We start from the raw sequence: 25,694 nt of genomic DNA, 5'->3' as shown, positions 1-25,694 counted from the left end.
TAGATAAGCTGTCATTCAAGCATGATATATATTTCGACAATTTACCACCGGTTACCTCTTGATATCCTTCTTTAACACAAATTTGGCAACAACTACCGGTCAACATAAGTGTGCTCAGTTCTTTAATTTTTGGACATTTTATTGAAATGCGGTGCTATTTTCGGTTCTGATTCACACCTATAATATTTTGTAGATAGCTTTTGTAAGCGTTTTATAATTGAAATAACAATACCGGATCGCACGGGAGAAGGGGGAATTTCATGCAAGCCAGCAAGTTGACCATAACGGGACAAACTGTCGTGCCGCCCAAAGATGCAAGGCGCGGTTTTTGGCGGACGATTGCAAAGTATCGCTGGCTTTACATACTTGCAGCACCGGGGCTGCTCTATTATTTAGTGTTTCATTACGCGCCGATGGTCGGCTTAGTTATTGCTTTCAAGGACTACAATCTGATCAAAGGCTTCTGGGGTAGCGACTGGATAGGGCTGGACAATTTTCGTGAAATTTTTAAATCGCCCGAATTTCCTCTGCTGCTCAAAAACACGGTATTGTTAAGCACTTATCGGATTTTATTCAATATGTTTCCCGACGTTATCCTCGCACTGCTGCTGAACGAAGTACGGGTCAACTGGTTCAAACGGATCGTCCAGACAATCACATATGGTCCGCACTTCTTATCGTGGATTATCGTTTACGGCCTTGTGTTCTCGTTCTTTGCACCGGGATCAGGTCTGGTGACAACACTTTTTCGTGATATGGGCTGGGGCAGTATCGACGTCATGACGAATTCCAATGCGTTCCGGCCGATGTTATTGATAACGGACATCTGGAAAAATACGGGCTTCGGGGCGATCATTTATTTGGCAGCCTTGTCATCGATCAACCCAGAGCTGTACGAGGCGGCTGTTATGGACGGAGCAGGCAGAGGGCGTCAAATGTGGCATGTTACACTACCCGGCATTCGTGATGTGTTCATGCTGATGATCATTTTGCGAATCGGACATATTCTGGATGCGGGCTTCGATCAGGTGTACATTTTTCTCAATGCCAGGGTGTACGACGTTGGAGACATTCTCGATACCTGGATATTCCGGCGAGGGATTGAGCAGCTGGATTTCAGTGTCCCAACCGCAATGGGCGTATTTAAGTCGGTGATCGGGCTCATCCTGGTGCTCGGCGCAAACAAGCTCTCCAAACGATTCGGAGGATCGGGCATATGGTGACAGGAGGATGCGGACATGTCGATTGTATTAAAGAAGAGCTCATCCGACAGGATATTCGATGTCGTTTTGTACGCAGGGCTAGGCTTGTTCTGTCTAGCGACTCTCTTCCCGCTTTACTACGTTTTCATCGTGTCCGTTACGCCCTATACGGAGGTGCTGCGCAGTGGCGGATTCGTGCTTTTCCCCAGTGTCTTCACACTCGATGCGTTCCGGACCGTGCTGAGCAGCAATGTTGTGCCAAAGGCGCTGCAGGTGACCATATTTATTACCGTAGCCGGCACCATGCTCAATTTGATCGCCACGACGGCGCTTGCTTACCCGTTGTCCAAAAAGTTTTTGCCGGGCAGGAACGCCATGCTGCTTGCTATCATCTTTACGATGCTGTTCTCAGGAGGTCTTATCCCCGTTTATATGATCGTCAAAGCGCTCGGAATGATGAATACGTTGTGGGCACTTGTCATTCCCGGAATGATTTCGTCATTCAATCTGCTGATCATGAAGACATATTTTGAGGGACTACCGCACGAGGTAGAGGAGGCGGCGAAGGTGGACGGCGCCGGTGATTTGGCAACGCTGCTGCGCATTGTACTACCGCTCTCGCTGCCGATTCTCGCGACGCTCATGCTTTTTTTCGCAGTCGGGCATTGGAATACCTATTTCGCCGGCATCATGTATTTGCATGAGCGCGAGCTGTACCCTCTTCAAGTCGTGCTGCGCAACATGATCATAGCGCCAAGTGTCAGCCAGGAGCTGTCTGTGCCGCAATCGGAGCTGCAATCACTACCTCCAGAAACCGTCAAAATGGCAGTCGTCGTCATTGCAATCGTACCGGTACTGGTCCTGTATCCGTTTCTGCAAAAATATTTCATGAAGGGCATGCTGATTGGTTCGATCAAAGGATGACTTGTCATCCTTACCGGATTGCGTTCTTAAGCAGTAAACGTAGGGAATACATAAAAAAGCATTAGGAGGTCTATATGCGTATGAAAAAGACAACGACAATAACGGCAGTGTTACTGGCAACAGCCCTCATCGCAGCAGCATGCAGTAGTAAATCGGACGGTGGAACGAATGCCTCTCCTTCCGTTTCTGCGAAAGCGGGAGAGTCACCTGCTGCCTCGGTGAAGAAAGAAAAGCTGGCGCTCACTTGGTTTGTTAACGCGGCGAACAGTTCGCAATTGCCAGCAGCGGACAAAGATTTCGTTAAAAAAGCAATCGCTGAAAAATTCAACGTCGATTTGAAGCTTTTGTATATGGCGTCGGGGCCTGACTATCTCAGCAAAATCAATACGATGATCGCTTCCGGCGACATCCCGGATCTGTTTTATATGGATGGACTGGAGTCGGTCAAGTACATCAAGGACGGCATAGCACGAGAATTGACGAATCTCGTCACCCCTGAAGCGATGCCGAACTACTTCAAATATTGGATTACGCCGACCGATCTCAAGCAATACCAGGTGCAAAACGTTTTCAAACGCGCTCCAGTTCCGTATACGAAGAAGGTATCTCGCTCGTATTACGTCCGTAAGGATTGGCTTGATAAGCTGGGCCTTAAGATGCCGGAAACATACGATGAGATGGTTACCGTCATGAAAGCTTTCACTGAAAAAGATCCGGACGGCAATGGCAAGAACGATACCTTTGGCTTTTCGACAAGCGGTAACGGCACAACCTTGCCCTTCGATTTCCCGGAATTCATTAAGAACGGACTTGTAGGCGATTTCGTGCTCGAAAACGATCAGTTTGTCGATGTCCGTACCGATATCCGGATGCAAAAAGTGCTGGATGACGTCCGCAAATTGCTAGCAATGAATGTGGTCGATCCCGACTGGTTGTTAAATAAAAGCGGACAACACATCGAAAAAGCAACGCAGGGCAAAGTCGGCATCGTGCTTTCCGCGGGGGGCAACGACGCCTATGACAATAATGCAAACGGCTTACAGGTGAAAACGAAGGCGGTAACCGGCGTGGCCAACGTCGATTGGCAGCCGTTCCACATCGGAGCCAAGACAGGAACATGGGTCGAGCTGCTTCCAGGCAACCCGTTCCTGATCAGCTCCAAAACATCGGAGGAGAAGGCGAAGCGATCGATCGAGATTTTGGATTGGCTGGCTAGCGAAGAAGGGTACTTGCTAACTCAATATGGTATAGAAGGCGTTCACTACAAGCGCAATGGAAAGCAAATCGAACGGATTGAGGATGCTTACAAGAGAGATGTTCTTGATAACGGGAATTTCCTAAGTATCTATAATTGGTTTGTAAATTTTGTGCAAGGTCAGACCGATAAATTCGGCCTTGAGATTATCGACAAAAGCATCACGGCAAGGGATAAAGCGATTTCCGAGAAGCTGAAAACATACAAGCTGCTGCCATCGGTTGGAACCAGCCTGACGATCAAGGAAGGTATGGATTTGGCGACACTCCGTAAAAAAATGAGCGAGTATCACATCCAGATTTTATTTAAGGAAAAAGATGCTTCCAATTGGCCACAATACCGGGCTGAGCTGATGAACAAATACGGCGGCAAAAACATCTTCGGTTATTACGCCGAGCAAGTGACACAGGCATCCGGCAAATCGATCAAATTTATGAGCGATAACTGAGACGCTGTTTGAGATTGGAAGGGACTGTTTAGCAATGTGGCTATTGCGTAGGTTAAGGAACCCAAGATATACGGGGATTAGTACAAAGCTGTTCGTTCTTGTCTTTCTATCGGTGGTTGGGCTGTTTTTCGTGATCGGGTTGTTCGGCTATCAACGGCTGTTCAATCCGATCAAACAAAACAACGAGGCCGTGCTTCAGGATTCAGTCGTACAGGTGGAAAATTATTTGAAAACGTTCATGAACAATATTCAAGGCCTTCTGCTGCTTTTGTCCAATCCAGTTATTAACGACAGTCTCGGGAAAGAGGATATAGACAGGTTGCTGGAAACCATGATGACCCAGCACCGGGAGGAATTCGAAGCGATTTTCTTGATTGAGGGAGATGCTATTTCAAGCAGCTCTCCTTTTTCGTATCAATTCTTTGTCCCGGAAAAACAGCTTGCTGATATCGTGCGTCAAATGTCCGGTGACAGTGGTGTTTGGTGGAGTCCACCTTATCAGTCGGGGGGGAGGCAGTCGCTATCAGTCGCCAAACGGATCGATACGAAGCGGATTATCGTCTTCGATTTGAATTTGTCCTCACTGACGGGTCCTTCGGTGGTACAAAACAAGGAAAAGGCTGTATTTCTGTTTACTGGCCACGGTCAGCCTATCGCCTTTAATATGCCGTTAAACTCTCTTGCCGCAATAAGAGAATATGAATCTATTGTCAGTCAACTGCAGTCTCTTACCGCTGCCAGTCATACGTCCTACGATAGGGTCCACACGGAAACCTCTGCATATAAAGTGCTAAGGAGCGATCAGAACCGCTGGAATTGGGTTGTCTTCTCGATCGTCAAGGAATCGGAAGCATATCCGTTGCTAGCCTTACTGGAGCAGCAGATGGTGGTGGTGCTTCTAGTCGCGGTTATCCTTGCGGCTTTCCTGTCCATGTGGATCGCTAGGTACATCCAGGTGCCAGTTGGCGCAATTACTCAGCAAATGAAGGCGGGAGCCCGAGGGGCGCTGGACGCAAGGGTATCGCTCAAGCGCAACGATGAGTTCGCCTACATTGCCGATGCGTTCAATCGGATGATGGACAGTATTCAGACATTGTTTGATGATCTGCGCGTGGTGGAGGAGAAGAAGCGGCAGCTCGAATTGAAAGCTCTACAATCGCAAATTCACCCGCATTTCCTGCATAATACGCTAAGCGCGATCTATTGTTTGGATCAGGCGGGACGTGCGGCTGAGATGGCAGGAATGCTTCGCGCCCTGACTGGCTTGCTGCAGTATTCGACGGACAAGAAGGGGGATATCGTAACGGTGGAGGAGGAATTGCGTCAGCTGGAGCAATACGATGTACTCATGAAGTTGCGGTACGGGGACGTCTTCCGGCTCGATCTCGTTGTACGCGACGAGTCGCTCATCGCCCCGATACCTAAGCTCACGCTGATTACACTCGTCGAGAATAGCATTTTCTACGGACTGGGAACAGGTGAAACGAATCATATTATCGTGGCAGGTATGGCGTCTGGTGAAGGAGCAACAATGCTCGAAGTTTCGGATACGGGCCCTGGCATCGAGCCTTCCAAGCTTAAATGCCTTTTCTCCGGTGTTCCTTCATTGGGGCGTCATAAAGGACTGAACAATTTGGGTTTGCGCAACATTCACGAGCGAATTCGGCTTCATTTCGGCGAGTCGTACGGTCTAAGCTTTCCCGAAGAAGCGGAGGAGGGTTTGCTAGTTTGCGTCAGGTTGCCCGAGCCGGATGGTCCTGAAGCGTTTAGGATAAAGGGTGAAGGGGGAGAGAAGCATGCTGAGGCTGTTGCTGGTGGACGACGAGCAGTGGGTAAGGGAGCATTATTCGCAGCGGGTTGACTGGGCTTCTGCTGGTTTTACGCTAATCGGACCAGCCTCGAGTGCGAAGGAAGCGATCCGCATCATGGAGCAGGAAATTCCCCACCTACTGCTAACCGACATCATGATGCCTGATATGGACGGATTAGAGTTAGCTGGCTATGTGCGAGAAAGATATCCGCAGGTCCATATCATGATCTTGACCACCTATGGGGAATTCGATTTTGCCAAGCGCGCCATATCGATTGGCGTGTCAGGCTACATGATCAAGCAGGTGCAGGAGGCTGATCAGCTTTTAACGGCTTGTCGCAAGGTCGCCGAAGAGATCTACCGTGACATGGACGTGGCGCACCGGCTGCAGCTTCAAGGGCTTCAGCAGCGGCAAAGCGACTGGCAAGAAAGACGACACTGGCTGGAGCGGATGTTATCTGCTCCGGCTTCCTTGGATGCCCACCCACTGCCGCCGGGACTTGGCACAATCGAAAGGCAGTTGGGCTTCGTCGCGTTACTGTCCGTCGGCTGGAGCGGGCGCGAGTTGTTCGGAATCGCGAGTCAGCAGGGCGAGCAGGCGATACGTCTGCAGGCGGAAGCCGGACAAGTTATCGAGCGTCGGTACGGAGATAACGTGGGTGATGGCAAGGTCGTCGCTGTCACTGTGCCTTGGAGAAGCGACAGGCTGTTTGTGTTTATGCGCTTGCCGAATATCCATAGCGCTGCCGCTAGGCTCAGCTTTCTTCGCGCGGAAGCAGGGGCTGCTCTGGATGATGTGCGAGCGGTAACTGGCGTTCGGGGGCATGCGCATGTCCTGCTTAGACTGACAGGCGAAGTGGCTTGGGCGGAGGTGGTCCGCTCGGGAGCGGATGGTTTGGACGCTTTCTTCTATGATCCAACTCCGATGATTTCCGACGCGGCGCCTGAACGGTTCGAGGTGATTCCCCCCACGCAGTATCGGGAATGGGCTGCAGCGGTACGAAAGGCAATGCAGCAGCGTTCGGCCCTCTCGTTCCGCGAGGCGATCACGCCACTGCTGCAAGAGAGAGTTCCGCCCTTACGTCCTGCGGAGCTGATACATGTCTCGCAAAAGCTGCTCGATCCGGCTTTGTCGGAAATTCCAGTTTCCGTAATGGAGCGAATGGCCGATCTTGCATCGGTCGAGACCTGGGATGAATTTGGCAGCTGGTGGGAGCAAACGGTTAGCGAGCTGGAGCGGGTATTCGGGGAGCATATGAGGATGTCCTACCGCAAGGAAGTTCAAAGCATGTGCCGACTTATTCACGAAAGATATGCAGAGGATATTCAGATTTCCGATCTTGCGGAGCGCGTACAGCTTCATCCTTCCTATGCGGGGCAATTGTTCAAGCAAGAAACGGGTGAGCATTTTACCGATTATTTAAATCGGTACCGAATGAAGAAGGCTGAAGAACTGCTGACGCATACAACGATGAAAATATATGAGGTGGCGGAGGCTGTCGGCGTAGATAATTATCGTTATTTTTGCAAGCTGTTCAAAGCTTATACCGGGTCTACGCCGACGGAATATAAAAAAAACCAATAGTTAGGAGACCGTTGACATGATCGCCAGTCACGGCATGATAAACCCGGCTCTGCTGCTGATAGGCAGTGGAACCGGGTTTTATGAATAATTCGGTAGAATTCATTCTTACATTGCTCAAATAGGACGTAAAAAAACGGGCTTTCGCCCGTTTTTGAAATCGTAGTTTTCTTAATTTATTTTTTGGTTACTGACGTGAACCACTCGTTGACTTCTTTTGTTGTCTGATCACCGCCATTAGCTTTCCAGCTGGCGACGAATTCATCAAAGGCATTGACTGGCAATTTGCCATAGATGATTTTGTTGAATGTTTCCATTTCAGACTGACGCAGAAGGTTCCATTTCGAAATCATGGTCGGCGTAGCCGCACCGGTGAAATAGTTTTGCTTGCGAATGTCCATTTGTGACATGACGACTTTCGCAGCATACCAGTTTTCAGGTTTGCGGAAATCCGCGATCTGTTTCTCATAAGGAGTTTCCGGCTTTTTGCCGTCTGCAAGCTTAACCAGCGTCTTCATATACAGGTCCGGAATACGCGCTGGTCCAGTTATGAATGTGAAGTCATTGCTGAAGTCCTTGATTTTGTCTTTATCACTGGTTGGTTTTCCATCCACGATGTCCCAATCATAGCCTTGGGCAAATCCGTTTTCGAATTTGCTTCCGATTGGAGGGTTGGCCAAGTTATCAAGCATGTAGTTGTAATACAGGAAGATTGCTTCTGGATGCTTAGCATCTTTATTAATCATGAAGCTGCTGTTCACGCCAGAATTTTGCCATTTCGTGCCTGCTAGTCCATCTGGACCTGCGGGAACCGGATAGGCTTTATATTTTGAATTTTTTACGTTCTTGATCAAATCCGGAGCCGGCCAGTCAGGAACCCAGTTTGCTCCAGGCAATACGCCTGCATTTCCTTTTGTCCAGATCTCAGCAGATTTACCTTCATCCCACAAAGCTGCATCAGGATGAATATAGCCTTTGTTCATCCATTCTTGAAGCTTCGCTAGCGCTTTCTTGGCCCCCGGATTGATAGAACCATATTCAAGCTTGCCATTCGCATCTTTATTCCATTGCTCCTCAACGGATCCATATGCCCCGAACAGCCAATCAAGTCCGCCCATCCATGTGTTCGTATTGTTTTTCAAGGAAATCGCGAGCGGATAGACGTCCTTCGGAGAAAGCCCGTCCGGGTTCTGATTCTTGAATTTATCCATCACGTTCTCTAAATCTGCGATCGTCTTAGGAGCCGTAAGATTCAACTTCTCCATCCAATCTTCCCGGAGCCATAACATCGTATCGTCATTGTCGGTATATTCCAGAATTGGCAGGTTGTACTTCTTGCCATCTCTCGTGAAAGGGTACCATAATTCTGGATGTTGAACGGTATGGTCTTTCCAAGTTTTGTTGGCGTACTTATCAAATAACGCATCAATTGCAACAAACTGGCCGGAATCGATCAATTGGTTGGTTAGTACGGGGTCAGTTGGCACGAATACGAAATCTGGCAGTTTCTCGCCGGAAGCAATTGCAAGCTGAAGTTTCTGCTTATATTGATCCCCGCCTGCAGGGTACCATGTATCTTTATGCTTGATACCTAACGTCTCCAACATCCAACGATCGTGGACATTGTTTTCTTTGGTGTCGCCTTTGACGTACTTCTTTGGCGGGGCAAACATGACGACGGTGCTAATCTCAATTGGCGGATCGTATTTGCCTTTGGTGAATCCTGCATCGGAAGCAGCGGTATCTTTCGAACCGGTAGTGACTGGCTTCTCATCGGACTTACTGCTACAAGCCGAAACCACGATGAGTGAAGTGGCCACGAGCAGCAGCCATGATTTTTTGAATGTACTCATTTTTGTTTTCCCCCTACGGTGTAAGATTACTACATGCTAACTCTACCAACTTATTGGGGAAGGTATCTATATGATTATTTTAGTTTCCGTAAGACTTTGTTAGGCAATTAATTGCCGTCTCTAAATTCTTGCGGCGTTACACTGAACTGGCGTTTAAACACTTTGATAAAGTAAGCTGGATCCAAATAGCCGACTTCCATGCTGATTTGATACACCTTTTTGTCGGTTGTCTTGAGCAAATGACAAGCACGCTCCATTCGGAGAGAGGACATGTAATCGCTTATCCCTTCACCGGTTTCAATCTTATAAATTTTGGATAAATGTGTTGGATGCAAATTAACGTGGTCTGCAAGCGCACGAAGCGAAACATCGAGATGAAGGTTCTTCTCCGCAAAATCCTGGACTTTCTTCACATATAGGGATCGTATATCTTTGATTTCATTCGATGCATTCTCTTTTAGCTTGCCAAGCACGCCAAGAGACCACTTTCTAAGCTTGCTTATAGAGGAGAAGGCCTCTCCGCTCTGCAAGGATTCAATCTCTGGTCCAATTAAGTTGGCCAACGTGTAGCCGTTCCGATGCGCAATATGCGTGAAGGAAGAAGCAATTGAAAATCCAGCCTCCATACAGTGCTCCCAGGATTCGGACCATCTATCATCAAGTTCCGCGAACACGGTCCCTAGTTTATCTTCCGCCGCATCCCAACGCCCAACCTCGAGCAGGTTAATCAAGGTAGGAGGCATATGGATAGCATCCAAGGTTCCCTTCGTAACGTTTTGCTCGAAATCTCCAACCCGCATGACGAATTCCCGTTCATCCCCTACAATTTGCCGGAAATAGGCCGAGGCACGCCTGTAATGGTCCGGTAGCTGGTTCGGAAATTGGAACCATTCCGTGATGACGATGGACAGAGATCCTTTCAAGAACTGTTTCACTTTATACTGAAGCTGCATGGCAAGCTTTTCTAAAATAGTTTCTTTCCCAACGTCAGAATGATCTTCCTTTAGCTGAAGCAGAAAGGCAAGATATCCATGCTCCTCCTTAACTCCCCAGACCTCTATAAATTCTCCGATAATCTCTTCGGCCATATTGATGATTGCATATTCCATCAACTGCTGACCATTGTTTTTATATTGCCCGAATTCTTCCTCCATTCGAACGAGAAGGAGGGCACAGTCCCCAAAATGGAACGGTAACCCGTAATTCTCCAGCTTCCGACTCCATTCGTCGGCGGGCATGCGATGACCTCGTAAGGCGTCAACCAGCAATTGGCCACGAAGAAGCGGTAAGTTTTCCCGAAGGGTAAATTGCGTACGTTCATAGGAGCTAATGCTTTCCCACTCCATATTCAATTGATCGATCGCAGCCTTGACAGCGTCAAACAATTCGTTATCGGTCGGCGGTTTAAGCAGGTAGTCCACAGCCTGATGTCGAACGGCCTCTTTCGTGAACTCAAAGTCGGAATGACCGGATAAAATAATGCATTTTATTTTTTTATCAAACATACGGATTCGCTCTATCAGCTCTATGCCGGTCATTTCGGGCATGAGGACATCTGATATGACAATATCGATAGGATGGGTCTCGAGGATTTGAAGCGCCTCATGCGCAGAATAAGCTTTATGAACCTGTTCGATGCCGAGCGTATGCCAAGGTTTGTGCATGGATAGATTGTCTACCCAGTGAGCTTCATCGTCTACTATGATCATTTGCATGTTACGTATCTCCTTGTATGAATGGATGATGGCGATGTTCTTCTCCCGAATTTATTTCCCAAATAATCTCTGTCCGAAATCCTCCAAGATGCGATTTCGTGAAATAGAGATAAGAGTTATCTCCAAATTGATGAATGATCCGCTGGTTGGTATTCCAAAGGCCGCAGCCCATTTTCTCTTGTAAGGGCTCCCGCATTTTATGATTTAACGCCATTTGCTGATCCTCCGTCATACCGGGACCATCGTCATCGATATAAATCCTGCAGTAGCCGCCTACAATCTCGCCGCTGATTCGAATTTCACCTGATGAATACGATTTCCCAACCCCATGAATGACGGCATTTTCCACAATCGGCTGCAGCAGCAAGCGCGGAACTTGTTGGTTCATCAGCTCTTCGGGTATATCGATATGATATTCAATTCTGCCGTTACGCAGTTTCTGAATGTCCAGATAGTTGATGATCAGTCGAATTTCTTCGTCGAGACTAGCCGTTTCCCGCTCCATTCGGGTCGTGTAACGGTAGTATGCGCTCAGATTATACGCCATTGAAACGACAGCCTCTTCGTTCTTCATCTGGGCCATGTTAACAATGTAGCCTAGGCAGTTATAAAGAAAATGCGGATTAATTTGAGCCTGCAATTGCTTCAAAGTCGCATCCCTGGCCCGTAGTTTTTCATTGAGCACGTTTTCAATTAAACCTTGAATTTGCTGAGACATATCATTAAATCGATAAAACAGAAAAGAAAACTCATTATGTGCATTGGCGTTGATCCTTACTGAAAAATCCCCCCGCTGCACGCTCTGTAATCCGCGAATCAGCTTTCTAATCGGACGTTGAACGTTCCGGTAAAGCAGCACGGAGGAAGAAATACCGACTACAAAAAGCAGGACCATCGATAAATAGAATAGATTGCGGCTGAACGATATCGGACCCAAGATTTGATCCAGTGGAACAATGTCAACCAGATGCCAGTCCAATAGGGGAGATTTCACAGCACTAACCAAATAATTTTTATTTTCTAATCTCACGACCTTCTGCATCGTATCTGCCAGAGACTGCCCGTCCAAATAATGGATGAGGTCACTTGATAGCTGCGTGGACGCGCTGCGATTCAGAATAGGAGTCTCTCCCTTGTGGTAAAAGAAAGGATCTCCTTGACCGCCTGCCTTATAAGTGTCCAGCATATTTTGAATATTTTCATGACCAAAGCTGGCTTCAACCACCAAATTACTTCCACTAAGCGTATCCTGTTGGCCGAAAGAATCCGTATAGAACCAATAGAAGGACTTCGGATCACCTTTAGGCACCGTTTCGCCATCCCCATAAGTCCATTTTCCGGTCATATTCCTTTTCAAATAATTCTCATCGTACTCGGACGTTCTGATGGCATTAGAAATGGCTTCTTTGTTCTGTTGGGAATATACCGTGTATTTAACCGGCCATATGTTCATAATACCGGACTGCAGCACCATTTTTTCCTGAACCGCATATCTAGTCTGCATGCGATCATAGCGATCTTCCCAGATGTTTAATCCATTGAATTTCTGAACATTTGGATCTTTCGAAAAGGTCATGACAAAGTCCATCATTTGATTGATCCTTGAGTCAATTTGGCTAGATAGAAAAGAGAGCTGTTTAATATTAGATACCTGCAGCTCTTTGCCTATAACATCGAATGCGATTCTATTGGAATATGTAAATACGATAATGATCGGGATGAACAAAATGATAATAAGACCGTTCATTTTGGCAAACAGACTAAACCTGGTACCGACCCTTCTTTTGACAAACGCAATACCTTTTTGCAGTTCCATAACCGATCCCCCCAGAAGATATCCCTAACAAAACCCTATCCATCCTAACATTGTCATATAGTTTATGGGTAGCGTTTGTTGATACTATATATATCAGGGTTTCTCAAAATATACAAATGAGTTTTTATGGAACGGGGTAGAGAGCAATGGACGTAAATACAGTACATCAAGTGACCCACAAGGCCACCGAAGGCGTGAAAAGGAAAAGCAGCTACAAGCAACCATGGATGCTTCATCTCATGGTGCTGCCGGCTGTCATATTGGTTTTCATTTTTTCTTATCTTCCAATGTCAGGGATCGTTATGGCGTTTCAAGATTATAAATCAGGATTGGGAATAACCGGCTCCCCGTGGGTTGGCTTGAAGCATTTTCGTTATATGTTTGAGAATGATTATTTTTTGAAAATTACGTGGAATACGCTGTTCTTTGCTTGTACCAAGATCGTGCTGAACTTAATCATTCCATTTATTTTCGCTTTGTTATTGAATGAGGTAAGAAACATGGGACTCAAAAGGTCCATCCAAACACTTGTCTACTTTCCCCACTTTCTTTCATGGGTCACACTCGCAGGAATTCTGATTGATATGCTCGCCCAGACTGGGCTTGTCAATCAGTTCCTTTCCAGTGTGTTCGGCATTAAGCCAATTTTCTTTCTAGGCGACGGTAGTTGGTTCCGATTTACCATTATTTTCAGTGATGTCTGGAAAGAATTTGGGTTTAATATGATTTTCTTCCTAGCCGCGCTTACTGCCATTAATCCAGCGCTGTACGAAGCAGCAGAAGTTGACGGCGCGAGCCGCTTCATGCAAGCGATGCATATCACCATACCATCCCTTATACCGATCGCAATCGTAGTTGCAACTTTGGCTCTGGGCAATGTACTGAATGCGAACTTCGACCAAGTGTTTAACCTGTATAGCCCTTTGATCTATCAGCAGGGGGATATTATCGACACGTTTGTGTACCGGGAAGGTCTTCTAAGCGGGCAATTCAGCTTCGCAACGGCAGTTGGTCTATTCAAATCATTGATCAGCTTAATTTTAATCATCATATCCTACCGTCTTGCTTATAGATTCGCTGGGTATCGAATTTTCTAAGCGAATGCTTACGAAAACTAAGTAACGCTTACGAAGCAAGTTTTCTTGCGAAAACTAAGTAACGCTTACGAGGCCAGTTTTCTGACGAAAACTTTGAGGAGGACAACATATGTACCACAAAACGTTATCTTATCGCATATTTTCCGTGTTTAATAATGTGTTATTGATCATAATCTCTATTCTTTGCCTACTGCCGTTGTACCACTTACTGATGGTGTCTTTTAGCTCAAATGCCCCTGCCAACGCCGGGTTGGTTACGTTTTGGCCGATCGGTTTTACACTTGAAGCCTACGAAAAAACGTTTAACAATGACCAGTTTCTTACATCACTTGGGGTATCCATCAAACGGACTATCCTTGGAACGGCGCTTGGGATGTTCATTAACGCAATTGCAGCTTACGCGCTCTCCAAAGATGCTCGCGTCTTTCGCGCTCGCACTGGGTATCTCTGGTATTTAGTCATAACCATGCTGTTCAACGGGGGCCTGATTCCAAACTATATCCTTATCTATAAGCTTGGTTTAATGAATACGATGTGGGCGCTTATCCTGCCAGGAATGGTAACAGTCTATAACCTCATTCTACTTCTTAATTTCTTCCGTAACGTTCCTAAAGATCTCGAGGAAGCTGCCTTTATTGACGGAGCCGGTCATTTTCGAACCTTCTTCATGATTTACTTGCCGATCTCATTACCGGCCATAGCGACGATTACATTGTTTACAATGGTTGGACATTGGAATGCTTACTTTGACGGCTTGATCTATATGAAAGATGCTGAACATCTCCCGCTTGCAAGTTTCATGCAAACCATTATTGTTCAAGCGGATATGTCGAAGATTGATTTGTCAGCAGTTGCTAATCAATCTCAACGAACGATTCGGGCATCTCAAATATTTATCGGCGCACTGCCAATATTGGTGGTCTACGTCTTCCTGCAACGTTTCTTTGTAAAAGGGATTTCTATCGGTGCTGTCAAGGAATAGCTTGTCGGTAAAAAGAAGAACACTGTAACCTTAATGGCTACAGTGTTCTTCTTTTTTGCCTTCTTACTCCTTCGGCATCTTACTCATATCCATGTACAACACATTCCACCGATGGCCATCTAAATCTGTGAAACCGGCTCCGTACATCCAGCCCTGATCATGAGGCTCACCGTAAATAGTGCCGCCAGCCTGTACCGCTTTCTTTAACATTTCATCAACTTCTTCTTTGCTCTCGGCATCAATGGAAAGTAATACTTCGGTGCCTTGCTTCGTATCTGCAATATCATTTTTCGTGAAACTTTTGAAAGTGGACTCCGGAAAGAGCATCACAATAACATTGCTATCTCCGATTAGTAAGCCAGCGGCATCATCACTATTGTGATGTCGCGGATGAAAAGAAAATCCAAGCTTGGTGAAAAACTCTTTTGACTTATGGAGGTCCTTCACCGGCAGATTGAGCCAAAATTGTTTGGTCATAGTCATTTCTCCTTTCTATTAGAGGAGATTATTTCTGAGCTCTTATCGTTAATAGTAGCATAAAAAAAGGAAATCGTGCATCTTCCTTAGTTAGACGCTTTCGGAACCGCGAACAGCAAGTTCTCCCGAGCCGTCGCATCCTTTTCTTTTAACAATTTTTCGGCAGTTGCCCGGAATTCCGGTTTACCGTACGCTTTCGCAGCAGTAGCCATCGTCGGGAGTGCCGAAGAGAGACTTTCGGCTTTGATTTGTTCAAATTCCCATTCTTTCTGCTTGCTGATGTATGGGGTTAGAAACTCCAAAGCTTTAAGGATACTGCGCCCGTCTTCCGTCTTGTAATTCCACAGATCGACTCCAACTTTACTGCCTAACCGTGCAACAATGGTGATGGCTTCCATATTGTAAGTCGAATAGTGCAATGAACGAGTTCTGGCAATTTCAAGCGGCATGCGTCCGTCAGGCTCGATTTGCGAAGCAATTCGCTTCTTGTTGTCTTCGATTACTTTCTTGGCAATATCGGGGTGTCCGCTGAATAAGGCGTAGGCGGCGACTTGTGCGTCATACCAATTGCCATGATTGTTTTTGGCATTCTTTTCATCAATGCCGATCGGATTTTCCATCAACCACTTCATATAATCGCCGATCCATTGCTTAAATTTAACTAAGTCTTGATCGGGCAAATACTGCGTGCCATTTAAGATCGTCGCAGGATCCAGCGTGTTCAAAATATTTAACGTTTCAATAATGCCTGCTGCTCTGCCATCATTAACGCCTGGAACCGCTTGGCCGTAATTTAAGCTTGGATTCATTCTTGTCGCAGGGTCCAGATACCAAACTCTTAGTAATTTGGCCGCATACTCGGCATAAGCCTCGTTCTCGGTATAGAAATAAGCTAATGCCAGTGTGCGGATACCCGAGCTTGTCGTACCGAAATTCGTACGGTCGAAGGCGTTTGTATTAACTTCAGGATTTTGCTGACCGTCTTTTTGTATATAGGGTAAACCATTTGGCGTGTCGGGATTCGGCCACCAGTACACACCGATGGAAATATAATCGTGCTTATCACCGCTAGGAGCTATTTTGGTCTTATCCAAGACCGACAAAGGGCCTTTTTGCATCGCTGCATCCGCATCTTGCTTCAATTTATTGACGCTTTGCGTGACAAGCGGATCACCAGCCACATATTTTCTTTTCGCTTCATTCAAGGTGGCCGCATCTAAAGTAAGCAGCTTGGAATCATCGAGCGCCTCTGTGCTTTTGCAAGCAGCTTTCTTCGCTTCCTCGCCCGGTTTACTTCCGATAATGATTGCTCTGCAAGCGGAGTCCCATTCAACGGTCTTACCGATCAGTTCCCCGACCATACGGACGGGAACATAGGTCGTATTCTGATATATCAGCGACTCCGGCACCTTGTCACCCTGATTATTGTACAATCCGTTTGGAGCGCTTTTGTTTACCCCGTCAACGAATAATCTTAGTTTTTTCAAACTGATGTCTGTCGATGTTGAAGCCGCAAAGCCAATACCGGAAAAGAACAATGATCCACATAAAAACGATACAGCCACATGCTTGAGCGAATACTTCCTACTCATCCTTTTTCACTCCCTTAGTTATAAATTCAGAATCGATATGAATACGTTTGCAATTCCATACTATCTTTTACATAAACAAGCGGCTATGGATTTATTTATGATGCATATGTGGAAATTTATTATAGGAACTTCTTTCATTAATATCACAACAAAAAACCGCAACCTTAGAGGTTACGGATTATCTAATTAGTTGTAGGAAGCTCGCAACTAAGATCCAATTGAACCGGTAATTAAACCGCTTTCAAATTATTTCGCTTTTAACTATGTAAGGAAGAAGATCACAAGACATATCCGCTTTGAGATCAAGGATACATTGCAAAGCTTGCTGCTCATCTATACCCAGAATACTGGTTAAGAAAAAAAGCATGTGTTCATAGATCGAGCCGAAATCCTTTAATTCGTTGGGGTTATCGGACAAATATTTTTGATGTTTCTTAACGAAATTCTCGGTGACAGGATTCAAATGGATATACCTCCAACTGGTTATAAAATCAATCTAACACAATTGGTTCGAGGTGAATAGGAATTTTTTTATATCTATGGATGACCATACATTTTCTTTATTTTTTTGAAAAACCACAAATAGTAACCGTATGAAATTAATAGAGTGAAGGTTATGGTAATGAAACTCCAATACCAAGCCCAATTTAAGTATTTAATCAGTTGTGTATACTTTACTAAATTGATTTCAAGTATTGTAATAGCTGTTGGAAAACTAAGGATGTAAATAGATTTAACAAACCATGATTTGTCTTTAGGGAAATGAACATTAAAAATGGCACTTACGGAAGGGAAGACGAAAAATTCAAAAGTAAAACTTGATTTGTAAACCATCTTTAAAAAACCTACAGGGTATTCAATTAATCCTTTTTGGACAACCCAAGCCCCAAATAGCCAACTGGGAATTTGCATAAATAAAAAACTTACTTGTGCTTTGATCGAATTTTTCGGTTTAATAAATATCACTAAAAGAACAATAGTAATGATCCAAACTGAGTAAAGAATGACCATATCCATAAGTATCAGTCCCGTTATTTTTAATACTTGAATTATCGTCAAAAGTAAAGACATTTAATCATTAATTCAGAAGTATTAAACATGAATGAACTGAAATTTTGGCGACATCGCTAGCCCAAAGAAGATAACCGCTCCAATAATCAATATATAATTGTGACTTATGATTTCAATAGCCTGATTCAATTTTTCCATTTGGTTGTCCACCAAAATATTTCTTATCATGGAACAATTATGCTCAAAGCAGTCCAATGATAAACCACCTAAATGGAAGTAGGACAGAGCCGCACGAGAAATTCGCCTGGCTCTGTTACACAATTACTTCTGAGGTTGTTCTCCTCTGTGCCCACCTTGCCAATTGCCTTGATGCTGCCCTTGCGATCCACCCTGTTGGCCGGTCCACTGTCCACTATGACCGTGGCTTCCTTGCCAGTGACCACCGTGCATACCATGATAAGGCATTGGATAGTGATGTGGATGATGCGGATAGGGAACAGGATAAATGATCACTGGATGATGATGCATATGAGGATGATATGGGTGATATGGGTGATGCGGATGATGAGGGTGATGTGGATGATGTGGATGATGTGGATGATGCGGATTAACATAATGACTTTGGTTGTAACTCATTGAGCAATCTCCTCCAAATTTTGATACATCAACCTATGTAGAAATGTAATAACTGGATGCTTGACTATATCTATTTGGGCTTTCTTTTGGCTACTTAGCTTCGAGGTTTGAGAAAGAAGAACAGTAAAACACATTGAGAACTACGTATACGATGCGGATTACTCCAGTCCTAGAATCACTAATTGTTGAATTCCAAAAGCAATATAAGCAGCTTATAGTGGGGCTCAGAAAAGGCTAAAACAGCAACCTGAGGATAAGTTCCCTGGATGATTAGTGTCAGCGTTTGTTATACTTCCACAGGCATTACCTCGTTGCGAGTGGCTAGCCGACCAAACCTTGAGTCCGATATAGGAAAAAATATGCGATAAATTTTTGGTGTTATTTAGCAAATGATCCAGAAATAAACAAAGGGGATGTCCCTAAAGTCATATTTCAGCTCCCATTTAGTGAATTATTGCTGTCTGCCTGCTACTTCCATTGGATTAATCCAATGAAAGCAGGGAATTGGCGGCCTAAAAGTCAATTTCATTGGATTATTTCCAATAGAAGCACTAATTTCGAAGCCTGAGAGTCGATTCCATTGGAAAAATTCAATGGAATTATGAATTTCATTCTGAATATCCATCCGAATGTCCCAGAATGTCAAAGGTCTTAAAGAGTTGGCTCGCGGGCGAACCTTCGGGGTTCTCTCCCCCGATTCCATACAAAAAAACGCGATCCCGAAGGACCGCGTTTTTTCTAGTATGGAGCCAAGGGGGATGTATGAATCTGTATTTAAATGGCTGACGAAGATAACTCGACGCAGACGAACTTAGCGGTAGATTCAGACGCCGTGCTCCTGCACTTGAAGCTATTTCTTTGAAGTTGATTCATTTCGTTGCGTCCGCGCGGGCGAACCCTCTCGGGGTTCTCGCCCCTAGCTCCATAAAATAAAGAAGCACCGCAACCTAATGGTCGCAGTGCTTCTTTAGTATGGAGCCTAGGGGGATGTATGAATCTAGATTTAAATGGCTGACGAAGAGACTCGACGCAGACGAACTTAGCGGTAGATTCAGACGCCGTGCTCCTGCACTTGAAGCTATTTCTTTGAAGTTGATTCATTCGTTGCGTCCGCGCGGGCGAACCCTCGGGGTTCTCTCCCCCGATTCCATACAAAAAAACGCGATCCCGAAGGACCGCGTTTTTTTTAGTATGGAGCCTAGGGGGATCGAACCCCTGACCTCATCGCTGCCAGCGATGCGCTCTCCCAGCTGAGCTAAGGCCCCTCAATGTCGATCAATTAATGTCGACTTTTCGTATTATACATGAAATATTCAGCTCAAGCAAGCCCTGTGTCGGAGAATTTTCCTATAGTTTTTCTTCCATACATAGCCATTTGACGTTTCTGTTGCAAAGAGCGGCAAACGTTGTTTTCAGCCGGTTATTCATGCTAACCTATTAAAATAAACTAGTTGATCGTTTGGGAGTGACGAAGAGTGTCGAATGCGGTGTTGTATTGGGTTTTCTTAGGTGCAGCTTTTGTAATTCCGTTTGTTATCGGTGTGTGGTTAATGCGGAAAACGAATCGATTGGGATTCTCTTTCTGGATAACGACAGCTTTGAATATTGTTATGACGTTGGCTGCTGCGTTTTGGTGGAAGTCAGTGACGGATGATCCGTTCCGCATGATGTTTGGGATGGCCTTCTATGGGGTATCCGCAGTAAATCTGATGGTTATTGAATTTTTTGCTTTATTCAGCATTCGTAAGAAATTGAATCCTTAAGGGGAATGATTCACTCATGACGAAATCATATTCATCTTTTTATTATTATTTTTTCTTGACTGCTGCCGTCCTTTGGATGGCGTTTATTTTTTTGAAGTCGGCAGAATCGTATCAGCAGCAAAGCTTACGGCCGCTGTTGGAATCCAAGCTTGCGGGCGTTCAACTGATGAACATATTCCCACATTGGGAGTTCTCCTATGACCACCAAACGATCTCGTGGCAAGACCCCATCGGTGCCATCGAGTTTTTCATAAGAAAAGCAGGGCATGTTAGCGAGTTCGCTATCCTTGCCCTGCTCTGGTCCTTAGCACTGCTGGCGAAGCCTGTAAAAGTGATCATGGCACTGCTCACCTCCTCCATCATTTCGTTAGTTTATGCGGCTTCCGATGAATGGCATCAAACTTTTGTAAAGGGTCGAACGGGGCATGGGATTGATGTTGCGGTCGATGCCATGGGTATACTTCTGGCAGTTCTCCTCGTCCTAGTGGTTCTTTGGATAAGAACTAGGATTAAACGAAGAAGAATAAGTTAGTTAGAAGCATGTAGACTTTTCTTTTTTTAATCGATTTCCATTTCCAATGCTCGCGAGCTTCGCTTTCCAAATCTTGCTGCTGCCATTGCATCAGCTTCTCGGATACGTATAGATCTGTAGGTTGCATACGGTTCACCTTCCTTTCTTTTCCTTGTTAGATCTAGTTTACATCTAGAATAAGGGGAACAAAAAGAGTATAATTCTCTTTAACTATTTCCCCTTTTATGGAAAGGATGTTGAAAATGCAGCTTTTGACCCATTTCTTAGAGCTTCGAGCTAGTTTTGAACATGGGGTAGAACATGAACCACAGCCTATAACGTTAGATGAATTGGCAGATAGATTGTATTGTACAACACGTAATGTAAAGATTTTGCTTAAAAAAATGATGGAGCAAGGCTGGGTATACTGGAAGCCTGGAAGAGGAAGAGGCAATGTCTCCGAGATTACGTTTCTTGTCTCCTCGGAGGATATGATTTCGAAGCAGGCGATGGAGTTGGCGGGCCGAGGCGATTATAAAGGGACGATTGAACTGATCCACCAATTAGGTAGAGGAGAGGCGCTGCAGGACTCTTTCATCGATTGGTTGTTCAGTTTTTTTGGTTATCGTGCAGTCGAACTTGAGGAGCGTTATAAGGACACACTGCGATTTCCAGTCTACAAATGGCTGGTGACTTTGGATCCGGCGCACTCTTTTTATGCATTCGACTGCCATCTCATTAATCAAATCTTTGACACCCTGATTGTGTACAATCCGCAAACAACGATCTTTGAGCCCCATTTGGCGCATTATTGGGAAGTTAGCGAGGATGGCTTACATTACACGTTCTATTTGCGAAAAGGCGTGCTGTTTCATCATGGCAGAGAGATGACGGCGCATGATGTTTTTTACACATTTTCGAGATTGAAGGAGCTTGGCCTCTCGGCGTGTCAAGGTTGGATGACCGAAAGTATTGAGAATATGACGGTACTGAATCGAAGTGCGATTGCTATCGAGTTGATGCAGCCGAATGTGCTCTTTTTGCAGCAGTTATCGCATTCCTCGATGGCCATCCTTCCGGAGGAAATTTGTCGGGATAACGAGGGAATCTTCGGACGTATGCCCATTGGAACAGGGCCATTCAGGCTTGAACGAAATGATGATTATATCTGTAAACTTCGTGCTTTCGATGGTTATTTTGGGGTTAGGCCTCATCTGGATCAAGTGGAAATCTGGCTTTTGCCGCAGGATTTATCTGAAGTTGGCCCTAGTTGGGATATGGTGCAAGTACTTTGCGACCATACGAATTCTCGTAAACCCGTTGGTGCTGTCGGTAAAGATACGGAATGGCATCAGATTGAGCAGTCGATTCTCGGCTGCAGTCTGCTTACGTTTAATCGGAATAAAAAAGGGCCTCAACAGGATACTCGTTTCCGCAAAGCGATTGACCTGATTATGGATCGTGATCGAATGATTGAGGAGCTCGGAGGCTTCAGAGAAGCGCCTGCCAGCAGTTTTTTACCAACGTTGGATCGCAAAGGCAAAGAAGCTGTCTCCGGTTATCGTACTGATTTCGTTGAGGCTAAGCGCCTTCTTGATGAAATGGGGTATAACGGTGAGTTCCTTCACATGTACATATATAGTAACAACAACGAGGATGCGCTATGGATCTGTGAGCAGTGTTCCAAAGTTGGAATTAGGATTGAACTGACAACCCGGAGTAAGTCAGATATGATGGGGCTGGACACGATCCAAGAAGCCGATCTCATATTCTATCACATTTGCATGGAAAGCGATTATGACCTTCATATTATTCAGACACTTAAGCAAAGCAATAGCTATGTCCGCGCCCATTTAAATAGCGAACAAATGGCTTGGGTTGATGCAGAAATCGATCAAATTCTCCAAAATGCAAGTCAAGAAGCGCGCATATGTAAGCTAAACGCGTTAATTGAAGTGCTTCAGGAGGAGAAATCGTTTCTGTTCGTGCTCCATCGTTCTCAGCAAACCACGTATCATGATTCGATCAAGGGAGTGAGCATTAACGATTTGGGTTGGGTTGATTTTCGGAAAATATGGTTCACTCCAAGCGTTTGATAAATCCTATAAAACTGGAAATACTCTTCTTTATAAAAGGTAACATTAGGAGGGTATGACATGAGGAAAATTAAACAGGCGAACATTGTTCGCTTCACGGAACGCAATGATGTTCGGTGCGCCGATGTTGAAGTTAAAGCCGATGGCATAAATGGGATTTTACTAGCTGAATTCACGGCCATGAAAGATAACGACTTTGACATGAGACATGTGTATCGCAAAGAAGCATCGAATGAAATCGACTGGTATGATAACAATTTACATGAGGCGTTTAAAGATGTTTCTGAGGAATTGTTCAACAACAAGGGTCTTGATAAAGAGTGGGGCGAGCGCGAGGCATTCATTGAAGAGATCTTGTCGTTTGGTTCCATTCGTGAAGAGCTGGAAGAACATTTTCGACGTACTCGCACAGCTTCGCTTTTTCATACAGACGATGTGGAAGATCAGACCTTTTTACATTAATAAAAAAAAACGACCCTTAAGGTCGTCTAGTATATGGTTCGTAGCGGCTTTCCATGGCGTGCCAACGTGCGTTAGCCACGAAGAAACCAATGAAGACGAAGATGAGTAGACGAATCGGTACCCAGACCCAATTGATCTCTTGAAGTCTAAGAAATTCGATGACACTAAACAATAACGTGAGTCCGATGCCCCAAGGGAGCAGGCCGAACAGAATTAAATACTTGGATCTTCCCAGTTGTTTTCTTTTGTGCCAAATTTCTTTACGTGGATCGCTCATCGATAAACTCCCTTTTTTCTTTTCATTATAGCACCGCTTCAAAAAAATCTCGAATGAGTGATCCATCTTTCAAATATATAGTAATTAGTAGAAGCACTTGGCTAAAGGCTAGGTGCTTTTTATTTGAATAGGGATGACCAAACAAGGAAGATTATGGTAGGATAAGGAAGTCGAAAGGAGGGTTTATCGTGCTTATCAAAATACTTGTTTTCGGTTTATTATGGCGCCTTGTTGGCAATCCGTTCCTAGCTCTTCTAATTTTATTAGTTATTCTGTACGTGCTGGACAGAAGATTTGTCGGGTTAACGCCAAACATATTTAAACCATTTCAATTAAGCCGCAGAGCATCTAGATTGCGAAGTGACCTGGCCGCTAATCCGCATAATACGTCAGCAAAATTGGAGCTGGCAAGGATTCTAATCGAGCGCAAAAAGTTCAGTGAGGCGCTTCCCTACTTGGAACAAACTCTGTCTATTATGGAAGAATCCGCAGACGTCCACTATGAGATTGGCCTTTGCCACCTTAAGCTAGGGGATCTCATAAAAGGTGAAAGCTATATGCTCAAAGCGGTAGAATTAAATCCACGAGTCAAATTTGGTGAAGCTTATTTGCGACTTGGTGAAGCTTTGGCTCCATCATCCCCAAAGAGAGCGGCGCAATTCATCGAGCAATTCCGAGACCTGCATTCTTCGTCGGTTGAAGCTTACTACCGTCTTGGCCAGCTGTACCAGCAGCTCGGCCGTGCAGAGGACGCCAAGCGCGCTTACCGCGAAGCGCTGGATATTCACCGCGGCTTGCCGCGTTACAGCCGCAGACAGCAGCGGCGATGGGCGCTATTAGCCCGCTTTAAATGAAAGAAGGTTCCGCTCAGTTGGCGGAACCTTTTCTTTGTGCGCTCGTATACAGCCGCACGAGCTGCCAAGAGCCAAACAGTCCGATGAGAATCGACGCGACCGTGTGTAGATCGTACAGCCAGAGCTGCTCCTGATCTGGCGCGATGCGATCCCAAAGCGTCAGCAGCGCGGGATGCACGAGGTAGATACCGAAAGAAGCTCCGCCTAAGGCAGATAACGCGGTGCCGAACGGTGAACTGCTCTCGAGCAACTTACGCCCCCATTGGATGCAGCATAGCGGGATCGCCATACAATAAAGGAGAAGAGCTAGCTCGAACCATGAATTTTCGATAGATGCGAGCCCGTATTCATGGAGCAATAGCATCCCCACGAAAGCGACACCTGCTAGAAGCATGATGCTCCAAATCCAACTTTTATACCTTACAGACCAAGCAACAATCGCCGCATAATGAATCCCCATGAAAGCACCGAAAGCAAAAAGGGCAGAATAGCTTAGAAACAGTGAGGCGTATTCTGGAAGAGGATACACCCAATGATGAAAGCAATAGGCAGCTGCTTGAATCCCGATACCTATAGGAATAAGTCCTTGACGAAACCGATGAGACCGTCTAGCAGCCGTCATCATCAAGGGGAATAAGAGATAGAACTGAACAATAATGACCATATAATAGAGATGATAGCTGGCATTTCCCGACATAAGCAGTTTGATGACGTGTACGACGTCAAAACCAATGCTGCCATGAAAAATGAATTGATTGAATAGGTAGTAAAAAAGTGACCAAAGGACATAGGGGATCAGAATTTTTCGCAAACGTTTTGTCCAGAAAACTCGCGACATTCCCGACTCCCAGCGGTCGTAATACGTATAAAATAAGACAACACCACTGATCCAAATAAAGAGTGGAACCGTGAATAAACTGGCCTTGTTGAGGATGAAAAATATTGCATGAGACCCAGTACCTAACGGTAGCTGAGTCGCGCCTGAAGTAGCATGAATGACGAGAACTGCGATGATCGCTATAGCGCGCACGATGTTGATTTCGGTAAGCTTGGGCCTTGATAACATGTCTATGACTCTCCTTTTTTCACTTTTTTCACTCTATCATGAAAGAAATGAGAGAACAATACGGTTTCCAAGAGAATCTTGATCGGCTTGACGCTCCCCTGCGCCCGCGATAAACTGAGAGTAGAATGAACCAAGTGAGAATCAAGAGGGTGAATGAACGTGAGTTACGAATACGTCATGCAGGCTGTATTGTTAGTATTTCTGGTTATTATTACTTTTTTTGCAATGATGATTTGGACGAAATGGCGAAAAAGAGGACGGAGAT

23 protein-coding genes and 1 tRNA gene are annotated in these 25,694 nt (G+C 45.3%); 12 read left to right on the top strand and 12 right to left on the bottom strand.

Annotated features, from left to right (window positions below):
• The first annotated feature begins 260 nt into the window (after positions 1 to 260).
• The 5 genes from GC102_RS14250 to GC102_RS14230 all read left to right on the top strand — a co-directional run bounded on the left by GC102_RS14250 (position 261) and on the right by GC102_RS14230 (position 7,224).
• Positions 261 to 1,223, top strand: a complete 963-nt coding sequence (locus tag GC102_RS14250; RefSeq protein WP_171690115.1) for an ABC transporter permease — start codon at positions 261 to 263, stop codon at positions 1,221 to 1,223.
• Positions 1,224 to 1,238: 15 nt separating this feature from the next.
• Complete coding sequence (locus GC102_RS14245; protein ID WP_171690114.1) at positions 1,239 to 2,126, top strand: carbohydrate ABC transporter permease; 888 nt, start codon at positions 1,239 to 1,241, stop codon at positions 2,124 to 2,126.
• An 80-nt stretch (positions 2,127 to 2,206) separates the two neighbouring features.
• Positions 2,207 to 3,829: a type 2 periplasmic-binding domain-containing protein gene (locus GC102_RS14240; protein ID WP_171690113.1), complete on the top strand. Its 1,623-nt coding sequence runs from the start codon at positions 2,207 to 2,209 to the stop codon at positions 3,827 to 3,829.
• 34 nt (positions 3,830 to 3,863) lie between these two features.
• Positions 3,864 to 5,690 carry a cache domain-containing sensor histidine kinase gene (locus GC102_RS14235; RefSeq protein WP_171690112.1) on the top strand — a complete coding sequence of 609 codons (1,827 nt, stop codon included), beginning with the start codon at positions 3,864 to 3,866 and terminating at the stop codon, positions 5,688 to 5,690.
• Complete coding sequence (locus GC102_RS14230) at positions 5,626 to 7,224, top strand: response regulator (protein WP_171690111.1); 1,599 nt, start codon at positions 5,626 to 5,628, stop codon at positions 7,222 to 7,224. Before GC102_RS14235 ends, GC102_RS14230 begins: the two co-directional genes overlap by 65 nt.
• A 173-nt stretch (positions 7,225 to 7,397) precedes the next feature.
• On the opposite strand, the gene GC102_RS14225 is transcribed toward GC102_RS14230, so the two are convergent.
• The 3 genes from GC102_RS14225 to GC102_RS14215 all read right to left on the bottom strand — a co-directional run bounded on the left by GC102_RS14225 (position 7,398) and on the right by GC102_RS14215 (position 12,605).
• Positions 7,398 to 9,074 carry a type 2 periplasmic-binding domain-containing protein gene (locus tag GC102_RS14225; RefSeq protein ID WP_171690110.1) on the bottom strand — a complete coding sequence of 559 codons (1,677 nt, stop codon included), beginning with the start codon at positions 9,072 to 9,074 and terminating at the stop codon, positions 7,398 to 7,400.
• Between the two features lie 107 nt (positions 9,075 to 9,181).
• The gene (locus GC102_RS14220; protein ID WP_171690109.1) at positions 9,182 to 10,789 is read right to left on the bottom strand and encodes a response regulator transcription factor; all 1,608 of its coding nucleotides are present in this window, start codon (positions 10,787 to 10,789) and stop codon (positions 9,182 to 9,184) included.
• Position 10,790: 1 nt separating this feature from the next.
• Complete coding sequence (locus GC102_RS14215) at positions 10,791 to 12,605, bottom strand: sensor histidine kinase (RefSeq protein WP_246320911.1); 1,815 nt, start codon at positions 12,603 to 12,605, stop codon at positions 10,791 to 10,793.
• Positions 12,606 to 12,751: 146 nt separating this feature from the next.
• On the opposite strand from GC102_RS14215, the gene GC102_RS14210 reads away from it, so the two are divergent.
• Entirely contained in the window at positions 12,752 to 13,702 is a 951-nt protein-coding gene (locus GC102_RS14210) for an ABC transporter permease (protein WP_376769370.1), read from the top strand.
• A 109-nt stretch (positions 13,703 to 13,811) separates the two neighbouring features.
• The gene (locus GC102_RS14205) at positions 13,812 to 14,684 is read left to right on the top strand and encodes a carbohydrate ABC transporter permease (protein WP_171690108.1); all 873 of its coding nucleotides are present in this window, start codon (positions 13,812 to 13,814) and stop codon (positions 14,682 to 14,684) included.
• A gap of 63 nt (positions 14,685 to 14,747) precedes the next feature.
• On the opposite strand, the gene GC102_RS14200 is transcribed toward GC102_RS14205, so the two are convergent.
• The 6 genes from GC102_RS14200 to GC102_RS14175 all read right to left on the bottom strand — a co-directional run bounded on the left by GC102_RS14200 (position 14,748) and on the right by GC102_RS14175 (position 19,665).
• On the bottom strand, positions 14,748 to 15,161 hold the full coding sequence (locus tag GC102_RS14200) for a VOC family protein (RefSeq protein WP_171690107.1): 414 nt from the start codon (positions 15,159 to 15,161) through the stop codon (positions 14,748 to 14,750).
• Between the two features lie 86 nt (positions 15,162 to 15,247).
• Positions 15,248 to 16,753: an alginate lyase family protein gene (locus GC102_RS14195; RefSeq protein ID WP_171690106.1), complete on the bottom strand. Its 1,506-nt coding sequence runs from the start codon at positions 16,751 to 16,753 to the stop codon at positions 15,248 to 15,250.
• Between the two features lie 241 nt (positions 16,754 to 16,994).
• On the bottom strand, positions 16,995 to 17,216 hold the full coding sequence (locus tag GC102_RS14190; protein WP_171690105.1) for a hypothetical protein: 222 nt from the start codon (positions 17,214 to 17,216) through the stop codon (positions 16,995 to 16,997).
• Positions 17,217 to 17,290: 74 nt separating this feature from the next.
• Positions 17,291 to 17,770, bottom strand: a complete 480-nt coding sequence (locus GC102_RS14185) for a CBO0543 family protein (RefSeq protein WP_171690104.1) — start codon at positions 17,768 to 17,770, stop codon at positions 17,291 to 17,293.
• Between the two features lie 315 nt (positions 17,771 to 18,085).
• Positions 18,086 to 18,400, bottom strand: a complete 315-nt coding sequence (locus tag GC102_RS14180) for a hypothetical protein (protein WP_171690103.1) — start codon at positions 18,398 to 18,400, stop codon at positions 18,086 to 18,088.
• 1,192 nt (positions 18,401 to 19,592) lie between these two features.
• Positions 19,593 to 19,665, bottom strand: a tRNA-Ala gene (locus tag GC102_RS14175).
• A gap of 210 nt (positions 19,666 to 19,875) precedes the next feature.
• Here GC102_RS14175 and GC102_RS14170 point away from each other — a divergent pair.
• Positions 19,876 to 20,163 (top strand): hypothetical protein, encoded by a 288-nt coding sequence (locus GC102_RS14170; protein WP_171690102.1) that lies wholly within the window; start codon positions 19,876 to 19,878, stop codon positions 20,161 to 20,163.
• Between the two features lie 16 nt (positions 20,164 to 20,179).
• Complete coding sequence (locus GC102_RS14165) at positions 20,180 to 20,695, top strand: VanZ family protein (RefSeq protein WP_171690101.1); 516 nt, start codon at positions 20,180 to 20,182, stop codon at positions 20,693 to 20,695.
• Here GC102_RS14165 and GC102_RS14160 read toward each other — a convergent pair.
• Positions 20,673 to 20,822, bottom strand: a complete 150-nt coding sequence (locus GC102_RS14160) for a hypothetical protein (protein WP_156396556.1) — start codon at positions 20,820 to 20,822, stop codon at positions 20,673 to 20,675. The genes GC102_RS14165 and GC102_RS14160 overlap by 23 nt on opposite strands.
• A 115-nt stretch (positions 20,823 to 20,937) precedes the next feature.
• On the opposite strand from GC102_RS14160, the gene GC102_RS14155 reads away from it, so the two are divergent.
• Entirely contained in the window at positions 20,938 to 22,770 is a 1,833-nt protein-coding gene (locus GC102_RS14155; RefSeq protein WP_171690100.1) for an SgrR family transcriptional regulator, read from the top strand.
• A 60-nt stretch (positions 22,771 to 22,830) separates the two neighbouring features.
• Positions 22,831 to 23,232 carry a hypothetical protein gene (locus GC102_RS14150; RefSeq protein ID WP_171690099.1) on the top strand — a complete coding sequence of 134 codons (402 nt, stop codon included), beginning with the start codon at positions 22,831 to 22,833 and terminating at the stop codon, positions 23,230 to 23,232.
• Between the two features lie 16 nt (positions 23,233 to 23,248).
• On the opposite strand, the gene GC102_RS14145 is transcribed toward GC102_RS14150, so the two are convergent.
• Positions 23,249 to 23,509, bottom strand: a complete 261-nt coding sequence (locus GC102_RS14145; RefSeq protein ID WP_171690098.1) for a hypothetical protein — start codon at positions 23,507 to 23,509, stop codon at positions 23,249 to 23,251.
• Positions 23,510 to 23,697: 188 nt separating this feature from the next.
• Here GC102_RS14145 and GC102_RS14140 point away from each other — a divergent pair, with 188 nt between their 5' ends.
• Entirely contained in the window at positions 23,698 to 24,363 is a 666-nt protein-coding gene (locus tag GC102_RS14140; protein WP_171690097.1) for a tetratricopeptide repeat protein, read from the top strand.
• A gap of 13 nt (positions 24,364 to 24,376) precedes the next feature.
• Here GC102_RS14140 and GC102_RS14135 read toward each other — a convergent pair whose 3' ends face one another.
• Entirely contained in the window at positions 24,377 to 25,429 is a 1,053-nt protein-coding gene (locus tag GC102_RS14135; RefSeq protein ID WP_171690096.1) for an acyltransferase, read from the bottom strand.
• Between the last annotated feature and the right edge of the window lie 265 nt (positions 25,430 to 25,694).

The organism is Paenibacillus germinis (genome assembly GCF_013141785.1).
Taxonomy (GTDB): Bacteria; Bacillota; Bacilli; order Paenibacillales; family NBRC-103111; genus Paenibacillus_E; species Paenibacillus_E phytorum.
The sequence above is the reverse complement of the archived record's forward strand: the minus strand, read 5'-3'. Positions and strand labels throughout refer to the sequence as shown.

Excerpts from the sequence above, each read along its gene's own strand:
- GC102_RS14250 (WP_171690115.1), top strand. The coding sequence starts at position 261 with ATGCAAGCCAGCAAGTTGACCATAACGGGACAAACTGTCGTGCCGCCC.
- GC102_RS14245 (WP_171690114.1), top strand. The coding sequence starts at position 1,239 with ATGTCGATTGTATTAAAGAAGAGCTCATCCGACAGGATATTCGATGTC.
- GC102_RS14240 (WP_171690113.1), top strand. The coding sequence starts at position 2,207 with ATGAAAAAGACAACGACAATAACGGCAGTGTTACTGGCAACAGCCCTC.
- GC102_RS14235 (WP_171690112.1), top strand. The coding sequence starts at position 3,864 with ATGTGGCTATTGCGTAGGTTAAGGAACCCAAGATATACGGGGATTAGT.
- GC102_RS14230 (WP_171690111.1), top strand. The coding sequence starts at position 5,626 with ATGCTGAGGCTGTTGCTGGTGGACGACGAGCAGTGGGTAAGGGAGCAT.
- GC102_RS14225 (WP_171690110.1), bottom strand. The coding sequence starts at position 9,074 with ATGAGTACATTCAAAAAATCATGGCTGCTGCTCGTGGCCACTTCACTC.
- GC102_RS14220 (WP_171690109.1), bottom strand. The coding sequence starts at position 10,789 with ATGCAAATGATCATAGTAGACGATGAAGCTCACTGGGTAGACAATCTA.
- GC102_RS14215 (WP_246320911.1), bottom strand. The coding sequence starts at position 12,605 with ATGGAACTGCAAAAAGGTATTGCGTTTGTCAAAAGAAGGGTCGGTACC.
- GC102_RS14210 (WP_376769370.1), top strand. The coding sequence starts at position 12,752 with ATGGACGTAAATACAGTACATCAAGTGACCCACAAGGCCACCGAAGGC.
- GC102_RS14205 (WP_171690108.1), top strand. The coding sequence starts at position 13,812 with ATGTACCACAAAACGTTATCTTATCGCATATTTTCCGTGTTTAATAAT.
- GC102_RS14200 (WP_171690107.1), bottom strand. The coding sequence starts at position 15,161 with ATGACCAAACAATTTTGGCTCAATCTGCCGGTGAAGGACCTCCATAAG.
- GC102_RS14195 (WP_171690106.1), bottom strand. The coding sequence starts at position 16,753 with ATGAGTAGGAAGTATTCGCTCAAGCATGTGGCTGTATCGTTTTTATGT.
- GC102_RS14185 (WP_171690104.1), bottom strand. The coding sequence starts at position 17,770 with ATGGATATGGTCATTCTTTACTCAGTTTGGATCATTACTATTGTTCTT.
- GC102_RS14180 (WP_171690103.1), bottom strand. The coding sequence starts at position 18,400 with ATGAGTTACAACCAAAGTCATTATGTTAATCCGCATCATCCACATCAT.
- GC102_RS14165 (WP_171690101.1), top strand. The coding sequence starts at position 20,180 with ATGACGAAATCATATTCATCTTTTTATTATTATTTTTTCTTGACTGCT.
- GC102_RS14160 (WP_156396556.1), bottom strand. The coding sequence starts at position 20,822 with ATGCAACCTACAGATCTATACGTATCCGAGAAGCTGATGCAATGGCAG.
- GC102_RS14155 (WP_171690100.1), top strand. The coding sequence starts at position 20,938 with ATGCAGCTTTTGACCCATTTCTTAGAGCTTCGAGCTAGTTTTGAACAT.
- GC102_RS14150 (WP_171690099.1), top strand. The coding sequence starts at position 22,831 with ATGAGGAAAATTAAACAGGCGAACATTGTTCGCTTCACGGAACGCAAT.
- GC102_RS14145 (WP_171690098.1), bottom strand. The coding sequence starts at position 23,509 with ATGAGCGATCCACGTAAAGAAATTTGGCACAAAAGAAAACAACTGGGA.
- GC102_RS14135 (WP_171690096.1), bottom strand. The coding sequence starts at position 25,429 with ATGTTATCAAGGCCCAAGCTTACCGAAATCAACATCGTGCGCGCTATA.